The 17,211-nt window shown below is 72.0% G+C and carries 10 protein-coding genes; 6 read left to right on the top strand and 4 right to left on the bottom strand.

Going from position 1 to position 17,211, the window contains the following annotated elements:
- Positions 1-174: 174 nt before the first annotated feature.
- Positions 175-1,257: a histidinol-phosphate transaminase gene (hisC, locus tag AB0D46_RS00850; protein WP_362875093.1), complete on the top strand. Its 1,083-nt coding sequence runs from the start codon at positions 175-177 to the stop codon at positions 1,255-1,257.
- A gap of 93 nt (positions 1,258-1,350) precedes the next feature.
- Here the strand turns inward: hisC and AB0D46_RS00845 are convergent, their stop codons facing one another.
- Entirely contained in the window at positions 1,351-1,719 is a 369-nt protein-coding gene (locus AB0D46_RS00845; protein ID WP_362875092.1) for a cyclophilin-like fold protein, read from the bottom strand.
- A gap of 189 nt (positions 1,720-1,908) precedes the next feature.
- On the opposite strand from AB0D46_RS00845, the gene AB0D46_RS00840 reads away from it, so the two are divergent.
- The 4 genes from AB0D46_RS00840 (at position 1,909) to AB0D46_RS00825 (ending at position 9,982) form a co-directional block, all read left to right on the top strand.
- On the top strand, positions 1,909-3,414 hold the full coding sequence (locus tag AB0D46_RS00840) for a cytochrome ubiquinol oxidase subunit I (RefSeq protein WP_362875091.1): 1,506 nt from the start codon (positions 1,909-1,911) through the stop codon (positions 3,412-3,414).
- Positions 3,415-3,432: 18 nt separating this feature from the next.
- On the top strand, positions 3,433-4,434 hold the full coding sequence (cydB, locus tag AB0D46_RS00835; RefSeq protein WP_362875090.1) for a cytochrome d ubiquinol oxidase subunit II: 1,002 nt from the start codon (positions 3,433-3,435) through the stop codon (positions 4,432-4,434).
- Between the two features lie 101 nt (positions 4,435-4,535).
- Positions 4,536-8,141: a thiol reductant ABC exporter subunit CydD gene (gene cydD / locus AB0D46_RS00830; RefSeq protein ID WP_362875089.1), complete on the top strand. Its 3,606-nt coding sequence runs from the start codon at positions 4,536-4,538 to the stop codon at positions 8,139-8,141.
- A 104-nt stretch (positions 8,142-8,245) separates the two neighbouring features.
- Positions 8,246-9,982, top strand: coding sequence for a GAF domain-containing protein (locus AB0D46_RS00825; protein ID WP_362875088.1), 1,737 nt, complete (start codon positions 8,246-8,248; stop codon positions 9,980-9,982).
- Positions 9,983-9,999: 17 nt separating this feature from the next.
- Here AB0D46_RS00825 and AB0D46_RS00820 read toward each other — a convergent pair whose 3' ends face one another.
- A complete protein-coding gene (locus AB0D46_RS00820; RefSeq protein ID WP_362875087.1) occupies positions 10,000-10,884 on the bottom strand; it encodes a Cof-type HAD-IIB family hydrolase in 885 nt (294 codons plus the stop codon).
- Positions 10,885-11,046: 162 nt separating this feature from the next.
- Between AB0D46_RS00820 and AB0D46_RS00815 the strand changes: the two genes are divergently transcribed.
- The gene (locus AB0D46_RS00815; protein WP_362875086.1) at positions 11,047-11,949 is read left to right on the top strand and encodes an LLM class flavin-dependent oxidoreductase; all 903 of its coding nucleotides are present in this window, start codon (positions 11,047-11,049) and stop codon (positions 11,947-11,949) included.
- A 155-nt stretch (positions 11,950-12,104) separates the two neighbouring features.
- On the opposite strand, the gene AB0D46_RS00810 is transcribed toward AB0D46_RS00815, so the two are convergent.
- Positions 12,105-15,218, bottom strand: coding sequence for a tetratricopeptide repeat protein (locus AB0D46_RS00810; protein ID WP_362875085.1), 3,114 nt, complete (start codon positions 15,216-15,218; stop codon positions 12,105-12,107).
- Complete coding sequence (locus tag AB0D46_RS00805; RefSeq protein WP_362875084.1) at positions 15,215-17,101, bottom strand: HSP90 family protein; 1,887 nt, start codon at positions 17,099-17,101, stop codon at positions 15,215-15,217. Before AB0D46_RS00805 ends, AB0D46_RS00810 begins: the two co-directional genes overlap by 4 nt.
- Positions 17,102-17,211 lie beyond the last annotated feature (110 nt).

Here is a 17,211-nt window from a genome sequence, read left to right as displayed (position 1 = left end):
CAACTCACCTTCACGAGGGACGCGCGCCACGGCGCAGGCCACCGGCGCGCGCATATATGCGTGCGCTCCCCCGGTGTTCCGGGCGCCCGCCATTCTCGGATCGACGGAATCCTCATAAGGTGAGCAGTATTGAGTCGACGGTGCCGTCGACGGGACGGTCGAGGAGGACCTGCGGTGAGCGAGAAGAGCCCGAAGCTGCGCGCCGAGCTGGACGGCATTCCCACCTACAAGCCCGGAAAGCCCGCTGCCACCGGCGGGCCCGTGGCGTTCAAGCTGTCCTCGAACGAGAACCCGTACCCGCCGCTGCCGGGTGTCCTGGAGAGCGCGGTCGCGGCCGCGGGCCGCTTCAACCGCTACCCGGACATGGCCTGCACCGAACTGGTGAACGAGCTGGCCGACCGGTTCGGGGTGCCGGTCGAGCACATCGCGACGGGCACCGGCTCCGTAGGAGTGGCCCAGTCGCTGATCCAGTCCACGGCGGGCCCCGGCGACGAGGTCATCTACGCCTGGCGGTCCTTCGAGGCCTACCCGATCATCACGCAGATCTCGGGTGCGACGTCGGTCCAGGTGCCCCTCACCGACGGGGACGTGCACGACCTGGACGCCATGGCCGAGGCCATCACGGACCGGACGCGCCTGATCTTCGTCTGCAACCCGAACAACCCCACCGGCACCGCGGTGCGCCGCGCCGAGCTGGAACGTTTCCTGGACCGGGTGCCCTCGGACATCCTGGTGGTGCTGGACGAGGCGTACCGCGAGTTCGTCCGCGACGCCGACGTCCCGGACGGCATGGAGCTCTACCGCGACCGCCCGAACGTCGCCGTGCTGCGCACGTTCTCCAAGGCGTACGGACTGGCCGGCCTACGGGTCGGATTCGCGGTCGCGCACGAGCCGGTGGCGGCCGCGCTGCGCAAGACGGCGGTCCCGTTCGGCGTCAGCCAGCTCGCCCAGGACGCGGCGGTCGCTTCGCTGCGCGCCGAGGACGAGCTGATGGGCCGGGTCGGTTCGCTGGTGGGCGAGCGCGCGCGGGTGCACGGCACGCTGCTGGCCCAGGGTTGGACGGTCGTCCCGGACACCCAGGCCAACTTCGTGTGGATGCGGCTGGGGGAGCGGACCGCCGAGTTCGCGGCGGCCTGCGAGAAGGCCGGTGTGGTGGTCCGGCCCTTCGCGGGTGAGGGCCTGCGGGTCACGATCGGTGAGACCGAGGCGAACGACCTCTTCCTGCACACGGCCGCGGCGTTCTTCAAGGAACTGTAGCCACGGCCTTCAAGGAGCTGTAGCCACGGCCGAGGTCCGGGAGCGCACGGCCGCGTGGCCGTGGCGCCGGACGGCGGCCCCAGCGGGGCGCGCTTACGCGAGCTCGACGCGGATGGGGTCGCCGTCGCGGACGGTGGACAGCAGGCGGGGGTCGCCGTCGAACGAGCCGAGGACGTTGCACGGGCTCGCCAGGCGGCTCTCGTCTCCGCGCGAGATGGGCGTGGGGCCGTAGGGCAGCGCGAGCGCGTCGCCCTCGGTCCAGAACGCGACGGTGCCCGGCGCGACGACCTGCTGGGCGTCGTGTTCCAGGGCGACGGACACACCGGTGTCGAAGTAGACCTCCTCGCCCCAGGTGTTGGCGGAGGCGGAGATCGGGAGGGCTTCGACGAGGGCCTTGCTGGTCGGGGTCTCGTCGAGGGTCGCGGTGAGCTGGCCCGAGGGCCAGGAGATTCGTATCTGCATGCGCCGCATTCAACAATCTGTTGAATGTCTTGGCTAGGGGGACCCCCGCCTCATGGACGCCCGAACCCGTGCGCCATAATGCTTGTGAATGTGAACGCGTTCACAAGCGTGTCCTGCTTATCCCGAATTGGGTGGGACGCAAACGGCAGACTGCCGCTGTTACCACGGTGACCCGAAGGAGACGAGGACGTGGACCTAGCTTTGGCGCCGGAGACGCTGGCGCGATGGCAGTTCGGCATCACCACCGTCTACCACTTCCTGTTCGTCCCCCTGACGATCTCGCTCGCCGCGCTCACCGCCGGCCTGCAGACCGCATGGGTGCGGAGCGAGAACGAGAAGTACCTCAGGGCCACCAAGTTCTGGGGCAAGCTCTTCCTGATCAACATCGCGATGGGTGTCGTCACCGGCATCGTCCAGGAGTTCCAGTTCGGCATGAACTGGTCCGACTACTCGCGCTTCGTCGGCGACATCTTCGGGGCGCCACTGGCCTTCGAGGCCCTGATCGCCTTCTTCTTCGAGTCCACCTTCATCGGCCTGTGGATCTTCGGCTGGGACAAGCTGCCCAAGAAGATCCACCTCGCCTGCATATGGATGGTGTCGATCGGCACCATCCTGTCCGCGTACTTCATCCTCGCGGCCAACTCCTGGATGCAGCACCCCGTCGGCTACCGGATCAACGAGGAACGCGGTCGCGCCGAACTCACCGACTTCTGGCTGGTCCTCACCCAGAACACCGCGGTGACCCAGTTCTTCCACACGATCACGGCGGCCTTCCTGGTCGGCGGCGCGTTCATGGCCGGCATCGCCGCGTACCACCTGGCGCGCAAGAAGCACGTGCCGGTCATGCGGAGCTCACTGCGCCTCGGCCTCATCGTCATGATCATCGCCGGTATGGGCACCGCCATCAGCGGCGACCTGCTCGGCAAGGTGATGTACAAGCAGCAGCCGATGAAGATGGCCGCCGCCGAGGCCCTGTGGGACGGCGAGGCACCCGCCCCCTTCTCCGTCTTCGCATACGGCGACGTCGACAAGGGGCACAACAAGGTCGCGATCGAGATTCCCGGCCTGCTGTCCTTCCTGGCCAACGACGACTTCACCTCCTTCGTCCCGGGCATCAACGACGTCAACAAGGCCCAGCAGGAGAAGTTCGGACCGGGCGACTACCGGCCCAACATCCCCGTCGCCTATTGGGGCTTCCGCTGGATGATCGGCTTCGGCATGGCCTCGACTGCCATCGGCGCCCTGGGCCTGTGGCTGACGCGCAAGAAGTTCCTGCTGCCGCAGGGTCTGCGCACCGGGCCGGACGAGGTGCCGAACCTGGTCCTCTTCAAGAAGGCGCTGAGCCCGCGTTTCGCCAACCTGTACTGGGTCGTCGCCCTCTGGACCATGGGCTTCCCGCTCATAGCCAACTCCTGGGGCTGGATCTTCACCGAGATGGGCCGCCAGCCCTGGGTCGTCTACGGGGTCCTGCGCACCCGGGACGCCGTCTCGCCGAACGTCACCCAGGCAGAGGTCCTCACCTCGATGATCGGCTTCACCCTGCTGTACGCCGTCCTCGCGGTGATCGAAGTCAAGCTGCTCGTGAAGTACGTCAAGCTCGGCCCTCCCGAACTCACCGAGGCCGACCTGAACCCGCCGACGAAGATCGGCGGGGACGACAAGAACCCCGACCGTCCGATGGCCTTCTCGTACTGAGACAGCGGAGACCACCCCATGCAACTCCACGACGTCTGGTTCGTCCTCATCGCCGTCCTGTGGATCGGCTACTTCTTCCTGGAGGGCTTCGACTTCGGAGTCGGCGTACTCACCAAGCTGCTCGCCCGTGACCGCACGGAGAAGCGGGTCCTGATCAACACGATCGGGCCCGTCTGGGACGGCAACGAGGTGTGGCTGCTCACCGCCGGCGGGGCGACCTTCGCCGCCTTCCCCGAGTGGTACGCCACGCTCTTCTCGGGCTTCTACCTGCCGCTGCTGATCATCCTGGTCTGCCTCATCATCCGGGGCGTCGCCTTCGAGTACCGGCACAAGCGGCCGGAGGACAAGTGGCAGACCAACTGGGAACACGCGATCTTCTGGACCTCGCTGATCCCCGCGTTCCTGTGGGGCGTGGCCTTCGCGAACATCGTGCGCGGAGTGAAGATCGACCAGGACATGGAGTACGTCGGCACCTTCCTCGACCTGCTCAACGTCTACTCGATCCTCGGCGGCCTGGTCACCCTCACCCTGTTCACCTTCCACGGCGCGGTGTTCACCTCGCTCAAGACGGTCGGCGACATCCGGGAGCGCTCGCGCACGCTGGCCACCCGGCTCGGCGTGGTCACCGCGGTGCTGGCGCTCGTCTTCCTGATCTGGACGCAGGCCTCGCGCGGTGACGGATGGAGCATGATCGCGATGGCCGTCGCGGTGCTCGCGCTGGTCGGAGCCCTGGGCTTCAACCTGGCGGGCCGTGAGGGCTGGTCGTTCGCGCTCTCGGGGGTCACCATCGCGGCCGCCGTCGCGATGCTGTTCCTGACGCTCTTCCCGAACGTCATGCCGTCCTCGCTGAACGACGCCTGGAACCTCACGGTCACCAACGCCTCGTCCAGCCCGTACACGCTGAAGATCATGACCTGGTGTGCGGCCGTGGCCACCCCGCTCGTCATGCTCTACCAGGGCTGGACCTACTGGGTGTTCCGCAAGCGGATCGGGACGCAGCACATCGTCGACGCGCACTGACGCGCACTGACGCCGAGGGGCCCGCTCCCGCCGATGCAGGTTCCTCCTGTTCGACCCGATGTCCGACTCTCCTGCTCGACCCTGCCGAGGAGATGTTTCACGTGAAACCGATCGACCCGCGCCTGCTGCGGTACGCCCGTTCCACCCGCCTCTTCCTGGGAGCGGTGGTGCTCCTCGGGCTTGCCGGAGCGGGGCTGGTCGTCGGCCAGGCGATGCTCATCGCCGAGATCGTGGTCGGGGCCTTCGAGCAGGGGCTCGGCGCCGGTGAGCTGCGCACCCCGCTGCTGCTCCTCGCGGCGGTGGCCGTGGGGCGCGCTCTGGTCGCTTGGCTCACGGAGCTGGCCGCACACCGGGCCGGGGCGGCGGTCAAGTCCGAGCTGCGGGTCCGGCTGCTGGACCGGGCCGCAGAGCTGGGCCCCGGCCCCGCCGGCGGCCGGCGGACCGGGTCCCTGGTGGCCCTGGCCACCCGGGGAGTGGACGCGCTCGACGACTACTTCTCCCGCTACCTGCCCCAGCTCGGCCTGGCCGTCGTCGTACCGGTGGCGGTCCTCGCCCGGATCGTCACCGAGGACTGGGTGTCGGCGGCCATCATCGTGGTCACCCTGCCGCTGATCCCCCTGTTCATGATCCTGATCGGCATGGCCACCCAGTCCCGGATGGACCGCCAGTGGCGACTCCTGTCGCGCCTGTCGGGCCATTTCCTGGACGTGGTCGCCGGACTTCCGACGCTGAAGGTGTTCGGCCGGGCCAAGGCCCAGGCCGAGTCCATCCGCAAGATCACCGACGACTACCGCCAAGCGACGATGCGCACGCTGCGCATCGCCTTCCTCTCCTCGTTCGCGCTGGAACTGCTCGCCACGCTGTCGGTCGCCCTGGTCGCGGTCACCATCGGCATGCGGCTCGTCCACGGCGAACTCGACCTCTACACCGGACTGGTCATCCTGATCCTGGCGCCGGAGGCCTACCTGCCGCTGCGCCAGGTGGGAGCCCAGTACCACGCGGCCGCCGAGGGCCTGGCCGCCGCGGAGGAGATCTTCGAGGTGCTGGAGACGGAGCCGCCCGCGACGGGTGGCGGCGTCCGGGTGCCGGACTCCGCGCTGCGGATCGAGTTCGACGGCGTCGAAGTCCGCTACGAGGGCCGGAGCGCGAGCTCACCCGGTCCGGTGTCGCTGGTGGTCGAGCCGGGCGAGTGCGTCGCCCTCACCGGGCCGAGCGGCGCGGGCAAGTCCACACTGCTGAACGTGCTGCTGGGCTTCGTCACGCCGACCGCCGGACGGGTCCGGATCGGGGCCGTCGACCAGACCGAGCTGTCCCTGGAGCAGTGGCGGGAGCGGATCGCGTGGGTGCCGCAGCGGCCGCACCTCTTCGGGGGGACCATCGCCGAGAACGTACGACTGGCCCGGGCCGACGCCTGTGACGAGGACGTGGAAGCCGCGCTCCGGGACGCCGGGGCGTGGGAGTTCGTCGCCGCGCTGCCCGGCGGAATCCGTACGGCGCTGGGTGAGGGCGGGGTCGGCCTGTCGGCGGGGCAGCGCCAGCGCCTCGCGCTGGCCCGGGCCTTCCTCGCCGACCGTCCGGTGCTGCTGCTGGACGAGCCGACGGCGGCCCTGGACGGGGAGACCGAGGCGGCCGTCGTGGACGCCGTACGCCGCCTCGCGGTGGGCCGGACCGTGCTGCTGGTGGTGCACCGCCCGGCACTGCTGGCGGTGGCCGACCGGGTGGTCGCGGTGGGCGAGGGCGCGGCCGACGCCGTGGGGCCTGTGGACGGGGACGCCGGGCCGGTCGACGGGTCCGTGACGTCGGAAACCGGGTCGGTGACCCCGGCCGACGGCCGGGGGGCACCGCCCGCCGCCGAGATGGCGCGCGGTCTGGTCCCGGTGGCGGACCCCGGGGAGTGGATCCTCGGGCCGACCGTCGAACGGGTCGCCGCCGCGGGCCGCACAGGGACGGGCGGTGGCGACCCGCTGAGCCGGGTACGGGCCACGGCCGCCGCCTGGCAGGGACGCTTCCGGCTCGGGCTGCTGCTCGGGGCGCTCGCCGTCGGGTGCAGCGTCGGGTTGCTGGCCGTGTCGGGATGGCTCATCTCACGCGCCTCCGAGCAGCCTCCGGTGCTCTACTTGATGGTGGCCGTCACGGCGACGCGGGCCTTCGGCCTTGGCCGGGCCGTGTTCCGCTATGCCGAGCGGCTCGTCTCGCACGACGCCGTCCTGCGGATGCTGGCCGACCTGCGCGTCTCCGTGTACCGCCGGCTGGAGCGGATCGCCCCCGCCGGACTGCGCGAGCAGCGGCGCGGGGACCTGCTGTCCCGGCTGGTGGCCGACGCCGACGCCCTTCAGGACTACTGGCTGCGCTGGCTGCTCCCCGCCGGTACGGCGGTGCTGGTCGGCACCGGGTCGGTGGCGTTCACGGCCTGGCTGCTGCCGGAGGCCGGTGCGGTCCTCGCGGTGGGGCTGCTCGCCGCCGGTGTCGGGGTCCCGCTGATCAGCGGTGCCTGCGCGCGGCGTGCGGAGCGGCGGCTGGCTCCGGCGCGCGGCGAGCTCGCCACCCGGGTCGCCGACCTGCTCACGGGTACGGCCGAGCTCACCGTCGCCGGGGCCTTGGCCGGCCGCAAGGACCTGGCGCGGGAGAGCGACGGGGTACTGACCCGGATCGCCTCGCGCGGCGCCTTCGCCACCGGCCTCGGTGGCGGCCTGTCCGCGCTGGTGTGCGGGCTGACCGTGGTCTTCGCCGCGCTCGCCGGCGCGGCCGCCGTCGCCGGCGGGCGGCTCTCCGGGGTGGCCATGGCAGTGGTCGTGCTGACCCCCCTCGCCGCGTTCGAAGCGGTCAACGGGCTTCCGCTCGCGGTCCAGTACCGCCAGCGGGTGCGTCGCAGCGCCGAGCGGGTCTACGAGGTCCTCGACGCGCCGGTGCCGGTCACCGAGCCGGCCGAGCCCCTGGAGGCACCGGTCGCGCCCTTCCCGCTGCGGTTGACCGGCCTTGCCGCACGCCACCCCGGGCAGGAACGGGACGCCCTTCACGGGACGGACCTGACCCTGGACGCCGGTCGCCACATCGCCGTGGTCGGGCCGTCCGGCTCGGGCAAGACCACGCTGGCGCAGGTCCTGCTGCGGTTCCTGGACCCGAGCGACGGTACGTACACCCTGGGCGGGATCGACGTACGGTCCCTCGACGGCGACGACGTGCGCCGCGCGGTGGGGCTGTGCGCCCAGGACGCCCACCTCTTCGACAGCTCGGTCCGCGAGAACCTGCGGCTGGCCCGTACCGGGGCGAGCGAGGCAGAGCTGCGCGAGGCGCTGGCGGCGGCCCGGCTCCTGGAGTGGGTCGAAGGACTTCCCGACGGGCTGGACACCCTCGTCGGTGAGCACGGTGAGCGGATCTCGGGCGGCCAACGACAGCGGCTGGCCCTGGCCCGGGCGCTGCTCGCGGACTTCCCCGTGCTGGTCCTGGACGAGCCCGCCGAACATCTGGACCTGGCGACCGCGGACGCGCTGACCGCGGACCTGCTGGCAGCGACCGAGGGCCGGACCACCGTACTGATCACGCACCGGCTCGCCGGACTGGACGCCGTCGACGAGGTGCTGGTCCTGGACCGGGGCGCCGTCGTCCAGCGCGGCGGATACGCGGAGCTGGCCGCCGTCGAGGGGCCGCTGCGCACGCTCCTGGACCGGGAGCGGGAGGCCGACAAGTTGTTGGCCGGCCGCGGCTGAGGTCCGCCGGACGGCTGTGCCGGGCCCGGTACGGGACGCGCCGTGTGACGCGTTCCGCACGCGGCGACTTTCACCACCAAAGGGGACTAACTAGGCTCAAGGGCATGTCAGCCCAGGAGTCCCAGGAAACACCGGAACCGACCCGCGGAGCACCGGACCCGCTGGAGGCCGCCACCCAGGCCACCCGGAGTCTGCAGGGGCTGTCCACCGAGCTGACCGCTCGGGTGCCGCAACTGCTGGAGGCCATGCGCTCGGTCGGTACCGGCCTCGAACTGCACTCCACCCTCGACCGCATCTGCGAGACGGCCGCCGAGCTCGCGGACGCCCGGTACGCCGCGATCGGTGTCGTCGACACGGAGGGGCGCGGCCTCTCGGACTTCGTCACCTTCGGCGTCAGCACGGAACTGGCCCGCCGGATCGGGCACCGCCCCGACGGCAAGCGGGGCCTGCTCGGCGCCCTCATCTCGCACCCCGACACGGTGCAGCTCGCCGACCTCACGAAGGATCCTAGGTCGGCGGGTTTCCCGGCGCACCATCCGCCCATGAAGACCTTCCTCGGCGTCCCGATCCGGGTGCAGGGCGAGATCTTCGGCAATCTGTACCTCGCCGAGAAGAACGGCGGCGTCGAGTTCAACGACTACGACGTCCACATGGTCCGGGTCCTGGCCACCGAGGCGGGCATCGCGATCGGCAACGCCCGGCTGTACGAGGCCGCCACCCAGCGCGAGCGGTGGATCGACGGCTCGGTGGCCGTCACCACGGCCCTGCTGTCCGGCGGCGACGCGGACGACGCCCTCTCGGTCGTCGCCGAACAGGCCCGTAGGCTCGCCGACTCCGCCGCCGGGATCGTGTTGCTGCCGGCGGAGGACGGCGGGATGGAGATCGTCGCCGTCTCCGCCGAGAACCCGGCCACCTCGCTGGGCGTGGTGATCCCGGCCGACAGCCCGGTGGTGGGACGACTACTGGAGGGCGAGCCGGTGTTCGTCGACGACGCGGCCGGTGATCCCCGCATGATCGGCAAGCTGACCAGCCAGTACGGCCCGTGCATGATGCTGCCGCTGCACAGCGGCGGGCGGGTGCTGGGCGCGCTGGTGACCCCCCGGGCCCGCGGCGGGCGGCCGTTCACCGAAGCGGAACGGACACTGGCCACGCAGTTCGCCTCACAGGCCGCGCTCGCGCTGATGATGGCCGAGGCACAGCGGGACCGGGAGCGCCTCGCGGTGTTCGAGGACCGCGACCGGATCGCCCGTGACCTCCACGACCTCGTGATCCAGCGGTTGTTCGCGACGGGGATGATGTTGGAGGGCGCCCAGCGCAGGTCCATCGTCCCGGAGGTCGTGGACGGGGTCGGCAAGGCCGTGGACGAGTTGGACGTGACGATCCAGGAGATCCGTACCGCGATCTTCGCGCTCCAGCAGGGACCGGCGGAGGCCCCGTCCGGGCTGCGCACCCGTGTGCTGCGGGAGATCAACATGGCTGCCGTGCCGCTGGGCTTCAAGCCGGCCCACCGGTTCCTCGGCCCGATCGACGCGGTGGTGGGCGAACTCGTCGGCAAGAACCTCATCGCCGCGCTGCGCGAGGCCCTCTCCAACGCGTTCCGTCACTCCGAGGCGTCCCGGATCGAGGTGGTGCTCGACTCGACCATCACCCTGGCCGACGGCCGGCCCGGAGTGCGTCTGGAGGTCGCGGACGACGGAGTGGGCATCGCGGAGGGCGGGCGCCGCAGCGGACTGCGGAACCTGCGCCGACGGGCCGAGTCCCTGGGCGGGTCCAGCTCGTACGGTCCGGGCATCGGGGAGGACGGGGGCGGGACCACCCTGCTGTGGGAGGCCCCGCTCTGACCTCCGCCCTCGTCGCGCTAGCGCTCGTGCGGAGTGCGTTCGGCGAGGATGCGCTCGATGACCACCGCGACCCCGTCCTCGTTGTTGGCGACCGTTCGGCCGGACGCGGCGGCGATCACGTCCGGGTGGGCGTTGCCCATCGCGTACGAGGTGCCCGCCCAGCGGAGCATCTCCACGTCGTTCGGCATGTCGCCGAAGGCGACGACCTCGGCGGCAGAAATGCCGCGCTCGGCGCAGCACAGCGCCAGAGTGCTGGCCTTGGAGATGCCCAGCCCGCTGATCTCCAGCAGGGAGGTCGGACTGGAGCGCGTGATCGCTGCGTACGCGCCGGCCGCCGAGCGGGCCAGGGCCAGGAAGTCGTCCGGGCCCAGTTCGGCATGGTGTGCGAGCACCTTCAGCACCGGCGCCGCACTGTCGTCCAGCTCTTCGCTCAGCAGCTTCTCGGCGGTGGCCACGGAGGCGCCCGGGTCCTGGAAGAACGGCGGGTACGTCGGCTCGTAGTTGATGCCGGTGGTCAGCTCGACGGCGAAGGAGGTACCGGGCGCGGCGGCGCGCAGGGTGTTCACCACCGTCAGAGCGGTGGCCCGGGGCAGCGCCCGGACCTCCACGAACTCTCCGCCGGAGCGGAGGTCGACGACGGCGGCGCCGTTCGCGCAGATCGCCAGGCCGTGGCCGTGCACGTGGTCGCTGACCACGCCCATCCAGCGGGCCGGGCGGCCCGTGACGAAGAAGACCTCGATCCCGGCTTCCTCGGCGGCGGCGAGGGCGGCGATCGTGCGGGGCGAGACGGATTTGTCGTCGCGCAGCAAGGTGCCGTCGAGGTCGGTGGCGATGAGCCGGGTCGCTGGGGTTGGCCCGTCCGGGCGCTGGGGAGCCGAGGTCACGGACCCATCTTCGCCCATGGTCACCTACCGTCCGACCACGTTCGGCTGGAGATGTTTCACGTGAAACCGATCTCGCTTCCATCGATGTTTCACGTGAAACGAGGTGCCCGTACGGCTCCGCTCGGGGGCGGGTGGTGCGAGATGTGCGGTTGGTGCACCCGTCGCCGTAGGCTCGAACGCATGAGTTTGCGTCTGAGCACTGTGATCCTCCCGGTCCGTGGCTGGCACGAAGGAGGCCGTGACCAGTGGCAGCGGGCCGAGCGGCTCGGGTTCCACACCGCCTACACCTATGACCACCTGAGCTGGCGGACCTTCCGCGACGGCCCGTGGTTCGGTGCGGTGCCCACCCTGACCGCCGCGGCCGCCGCCACCGAGTCGATCCGGCTGGGCACGCTGGTCACCTCGCCGAACTTCCGGCACCCGGTGACCCTCGCCAAGGACCTCATGACGCTGGACGACATCTCCGGTGGGCGCGTCACCCTGGGCATCGGGGCCGGTGGCAACGGCTTCGACGCCGTCGCCCTGGGCCAGGAGCAGTGGTCCCCCCGCGAGCGGGCCGACCGCTTCGCCGAGTTCGTACCGCTGCTGGACCGCCTGCTGACCGAGGGCGCGGTCACCCACCACGGCACGTTCTACTCCGCCGAGGAAGCCCGCAACATTCCCGGGTGCGTCCAGCGCCCGCGGCTTCCGTTCGCCATCGCGGCGACCGGTCCGCGCGGGGTGAAGCTCGCCGCGAGCCTGGGCCAGGCCTGGGTGACGGCCGGCGACCCGAAGGTCTTCGAGGGAACGCCCGAGCAGTCGCTGGAGGCGCTGCGGGCGCAGGTGGGCAAGTTGGAGAAGGCTCTGGTGGAGATCGGGCGGGAGTCCGAGACCATCGAGAAGGTGCTGCTGACCGGCTTCACCCCGGAGCGCGGCACGATGCTGGAGTCCGTGGACGCGTTCGTCGACTTCGCCGGTCGCCACCGTGAGCTGGGGTTCACCGAGCTCGTCATCCACGCACCGATCCCCGACTCCGACTTCGCCGCGGACGAGGCGGTCTTCGAGAAGATCGCCACCGAGGCGCTCGCGCAGCTGGACGCCTGACACGGAGCCGCGCCGCCGCAGGGCCGCGCGTCCGTGCCGACCACCGACGCTTGGCTGCACGGTTTCACCGGCCCCGGTCCGGGCACCGCACGAAGCGGTCCGGACCGGGGCCGGGGCGTGTCAAGCGTCGGGCGAGCGGTGCGCGACGCCCGGCGTCAGGCGCCCGCCGGGTCGGGCAGCAGGGCCGCCAGGGTTCGTTCCGCCTGCGGCAGCAACCACTCCGGGACGACCTCCGCGGGCAGGCTCTTGACCTCCTCGATCAGTGCCGCCATCCGCGCGGCGCCCGCCTCCGGCCGGCCCAGTTCCTGCTCGGTCCAGGCGGCGTTGTTCAGGCACTGGAAGCGGCCCGGCAGGTAGTCGATGCCGAGCGCGGCGTAGAGGGCGGCCGCCCGCTCCCACAGGTCGACCTCCTCCCGTCGCAGCGCCTCGATCCGGTCCGTGCCCAGCCTGGCGGGGGCCTCGGTGCCCGTCTCCCCCGAGCCCGCCTCCCCCGCGTCCTTCTCCCCCGCGTCCGCCCCGGTCGCGTCCTCCTCGTCGTGCTCACGCTCCAGTGCGTCGACCAGCCGGTCCAGGACCTGCGCGCTCTGGTGCCAGGTCTGCGCCAGCTCGGAGCGCTGCTCGCGCGCCTGCGGATCACCGGCCAGCGCCTCCTCCAGCACTCCGGTCGCCTCGTCCATCAGGAGCCGGGCCGCCGCCACCGACGTCTCGTCGACCCGCTCGCGCAGCTCCAGCCAGGCCAGCGACCGCAGGATCCGTACCTCGGGGATCACGGCTCCGCCGGCCTGCCGGTGCAGTTCCAGGGACCGCCGGTACGCGGCGACCGCCTCCTCCACCAGTCCGGCGTCGGAGAGGCAGTCGGCGGCCGACTGCGCGAACTCCGCCTGCGGCCGCGGGTCCTCCCACTCCTTCACCAGCTCGGCCGCCAGCAGGAACTGCTCCGCCGCCGGGCGGGACTCGCGCAGGTCCCGCAGCAGGTCGCCCAGGAACTCCCGGGCCGCCACCGCCTGGCCCTCGCCGTGCTCCAACAGGTCGGGCAGCGTCGACTGGAGCACCTCCGCCGCGTCCGCGTTGCGGCCGTCCTGCGCGTAGGCGCGGGCCAGTAGCAGGCGGGCCTGCGCTCCGCCGTCCGCGGTCAGGCCGGCCTGGTCGAACCAGTGTGCCGCCGTCAGGGAGTGCTCGGCCGCCTCCGCGGCCCCGTCGGGCCGGCGCAGCAGGACGTCCGCCAGCGTGAGCCGTACGACGGCCTGCTCCTGGGGGTCGGTCACCTCGGCGGAGTGCGCCAGCGCCTCGCGCGCCGCTGCCTCCGCCTCCTCGACCCGGTCCAGCGACCTCAGTACCCCGGCCCGCAGGACGAGGGGATCCACCGCCAACCACGGCCGTCCCGCTCCGACGGACCGGGCGGCGGAGCCGGCCAGCAGGTCCAGTGCGCGCTCGGTGTCGCCCTGGGAGAGGGACACCCGGCCCAGCAGTTCCTCGGCGTCCGAGGTCACGTCCGACAGCTCTGTTGCGGAGGCGTCGCTCTTCCCGTACGTGGCGACGAAGTCGGTCAGCTCCGCCGCGAGCACCGCGGTGCCGGGGCCGTGGTCGTGGCCGTGCCCGTGGCCCTGCCCGTGAGCGTCGGTGTCGGCGTGTTCCCGCGCGGCCTCAACGGACCGCAGGTACGGCTCCAAGCGGATCGCGGCGAGTTCCGCGAGGGCGATCCGGCGGGTCCGCTGCGGGTCGGCCGGGTCCAAGGCCCCGGCGGACCGGGCGGCCGTCGCCAGCAGGGTCCGTACCTCCCCCGGTTCCGCGCCGGCCTGCGCGGCGACGCTCGCCATCCGCAGCTCCGCGAGGGCCGCGCGCCCGGCCTGCCCCAGCTCCCGGTACGCGTCCCGGACCGAGGCCAGGAGCCGGCCCGCGTCCTCGGCGCCGGCCCGCGCCGCGAGAAGGGCCCGGTGGTCGGCCAGGTCCGCGGTCACCAGGGGTTCCACCTGCGATGCGGGGAGACCGGAGGCCCGTACGGACACCGCGGCCCACAGCGCGTCGGAGCCCGGGTGGCCCAGTTCCCGCGCGTCCCGGGCCCGTTCCACGAGCTCGGCGAAGCCCTCGGGGGCAGGCGCGCCGGCGGCCGGGGGCGTCGACGGAGAGGCCGACGTGGCCGCCGCCGGCCGCGGCAGCGCTGCGCTGCGCACCCCGAGCGGCAGGACGTCGACCAGCGGCGCCTGCGCGATCCGGGTCAGGAACCGCTCCGAGACGCGGGTGGTGCCGTTGCGGACGTCGAAGCGCTCCGCGATGTGCAGGGCCCCGGCGCGCAGGATGGCGTGCAACTCGTCGACCGTCCGGGCGGCGCCGTCGAAGGGCACCGTCGGGTCGGCGCCGTGACCGAGTTCGGACAGCCGCCGCAGCAGGACGAGGACCCCGCCCCAGAAGTCCATCTGCGTTTTGACGTCCGCGAGGGGACGCAGGTGGGTGCCGTGTTCGGCGAGGATCTCCACGCCGCGCGCCTCGTTGCCGGTGAGGGCGCAGAACTCGATGTGCTGACCGATCGCCCGCAGCAAGCCCTCCTTGCCGCGTGCCATGCGGTACCCACGCAGGTGGTGGGCGCGCGCGTCGTCGGCGCGGCCGAGGCGCAGCAGCGGACGCAGCGACCGGGCGAGGACCCGGTGCGGCTCCTCCATGCAGGTCTGCCCGCCGTCCAGCACGGGCTCCCAGACCTCGATGGCCTTGGCGTCCTCGCCCTTGCCGGCCCAGTAGGAGCCCTGGGAGTTGGTCTCGCAGGCGTGGCAGTCGCTCATCGCGTCGCGGTCGGCGGCCCGCCACCGGGCCATGGCCCGTTCGGCGCGCTCGTCGTCCCCGATGGCGTCCGCGAGGAAGTACTCGGACTGCCGCACGGCGCGCTCGCCGTACCCGGCGATCCGGTACCGCTTCTCCATGTCCTCCAGGTAGCCGGTGACGGCCGCGATGGGGACGTCGGGCGTGCTGATGATCTGCCCCGACACCCACTTGAACCGCCAGAAGAGGGAGTGGGCGTCGCGAGCGTCGAAGGCGCCGGGGTCGCGGTCGTACTCCTGCAGGAGGCGGGCGAAGGGGACCACCATGCGGCTGCGCTCGGAGCTGTACTCGTAGGCGTCGATCTGGGTGATCAGGGCCTGGCGGAACACGTCGGAGTCGCCGCAGGCCTCGGCGGCGGCGGTCAGGGCCTCGGCCTGCGCGTTGCGTGCGGCGCCCTGTGGCAGGCGGTGGTTGTCGTACAGGGCCTGTCGGATCTCTTCGACGGTCATGCTGCTCACCGGGCGTCCTTCGGGTTCTCGACGGAGTGGGTCGCCCATTCCAGGAGCCCGAGGAAGGCTCGGTTGAGCAGGATGGAGTCGGCCGGTCGCAGGGGCCGCTGGGACATCAACAGCGCCTGCCCGTAGAGCGATTCGACGGCGGTGCCGGTCAGGGTCGCGTCGGGCAGTCCCGCGATCCGTCGGATCAGCGGGTTGTTGTGGTTGAGCACCAGGCGGGCGCGCGGGCCGGAACCGCGCAGCGAGCCGAGGATGCCGCTCCACAGGCTGTCCGCGTTGTCGAGCGCCGCCGTGCGGTCGCGTTCCTGCCGCGCCTGCCGGTCGTCGAGGTAGAGGGCGGGGACGGAGACGGGCTGGAAGGCGCGCAGCACCACGTCGCAGGACTGGGGTTCCAGGCGGGTGCGGGCGGTGGACAGGAAGCCCGCGAGGGCCAGTTCGACGTCGGTGGGGACCGGGTCGAGGCGCTCGGTGACGGCGCCGGCGTCGAGTTCGGTGACCTTGAGGTCGGGCCGTACGGAGGGGAGCAGGGCGAGCAGGTCGGCGTCGTAGGTGTAGCCGGCGTTGATGACGCCCAGGCCGTGCGCCGCGGCGATCGGGGCGATCTGGCGGAACTCCTCGACGGTGGGCGTGAAATGGATGTCGCTGTGGGCCGCCGCGAACTCCTCCAGGCTCATCGAGCCGTCGCTGGTCTCGAACGGCAGCCACGGCAGCATCAGCCCGAGCAGGTCGGCGTCATGCCGGGCGAGGGACTTCACCCCGAGGTGATGGACGCTCAGGAAGGCCGCCAAACGCTCGGGTTCGCTCGCGGCGAGTTCGGTCAACCAGGCCCGGATGCGACCCCCGAGCGCTTCGCGCACGGCGGCCAGCGTTTCGTCGTCGTACAGGTTCTCGCGGGAGGCCGTGGGCCGCAGCGTGTCCGTGTCGAGGACGACGCGGACGAAGAACGCCCAGTCGGGCAGCAGGTTGGAGGCCTGGTCGGTGAGCAGCATGCCCTTGAGGTGGACGCGGTGTCCGGCCCGGTGGGCGGGGCTGGTCGGTTCGGGCAGGACGTACGCGACTCCGCGCACCCCCGCCACCGGCAGGTCGAGGTCGATGGTGTCGAGCGGGGTGAAGCCGAAGAGCCGCGCGCACTGGCCGGCGAGCGCCACGCGGCGGGCGGCGGGGGTGGGGAAGGGGCGGTCCCACACGGCGGGCCGGTCGGTGACCGGGCGGGGCGCTCCGCCTTCGCCGTCGTCGAAGGTGATGTCGTACGGGAGGAGGGAGCCGTAGTCACGGGCGAGCCGTTCGACCGTGGCGGCCCCGGTCCACTCCTCGGAGCCGGGGCGGCCCTCCAGGTGGACGGTGGTACCGGGCTCCGGGCGCGCCTCGTGGGGGAGTTCGCGGACCGTGTAGGAGCCGTCGTCCGTGGCCAACCATTCGACGGGCGCCGCTTCGGGATCGCGGGCGGACCGGGTGACGACGCGGATCCGGCGGGCGATGACGAAGCAGGCGAGGAGCCCGATGCCGAACTGGCCGAGGAATTCCTGGCGGGTGGTCTCCAGACCGTGCTCCCCGCCGCGCTTGGAGCTGCGGCCGATGGTGGCGAGGAGCGAGTGGGCCTCCGCGGCGGTCAGACCGATGCCGGAGTCCTCGATGGTGACCCGTCCGGCGGTGGCCGACAGCCGGATGTGGACGCGCGCGCCGGGTTCGTGGGCCTGGCGGGCGGTGACGGCGTCGACGGCGTTCTGCAGGAGCTCGCGGACGTAGACGCGCGGGCTGGAGTAGAGGTGGTGCGACAGCAGGTCGACCAGGCCGCGCAGGTCGACCTGGAAGCTGTTGACGGCGGCGGCGTCCGCGGAGGCGGACGGCGCGGGGGGTGTGGAGGGGGACGGGGGTGTGGACGTCATGAGGCGTCACCTCGCTGGCTCGCATGGGATGGTCGGCGATCGCGAGGTACCCCCCCTCACGGATCCCGGAGTGAGGAACAGAGTAGGGGGATGATCCGACAATTCCCCTG

It is taken from the genome of Streptomyces sp. NPDC048383 (assembly GCF_040651775.1).
Taxonomy (GTDB): Bacteria; Actinomycetota; Actinomycetes; order Streptomycetales; family Streptomycetaceae; genus Streptomyces.
Note: the sequence above shows the minus strand (reverse complement) of the source record. Positions and strands in the feature narration are given on the sequence as shown.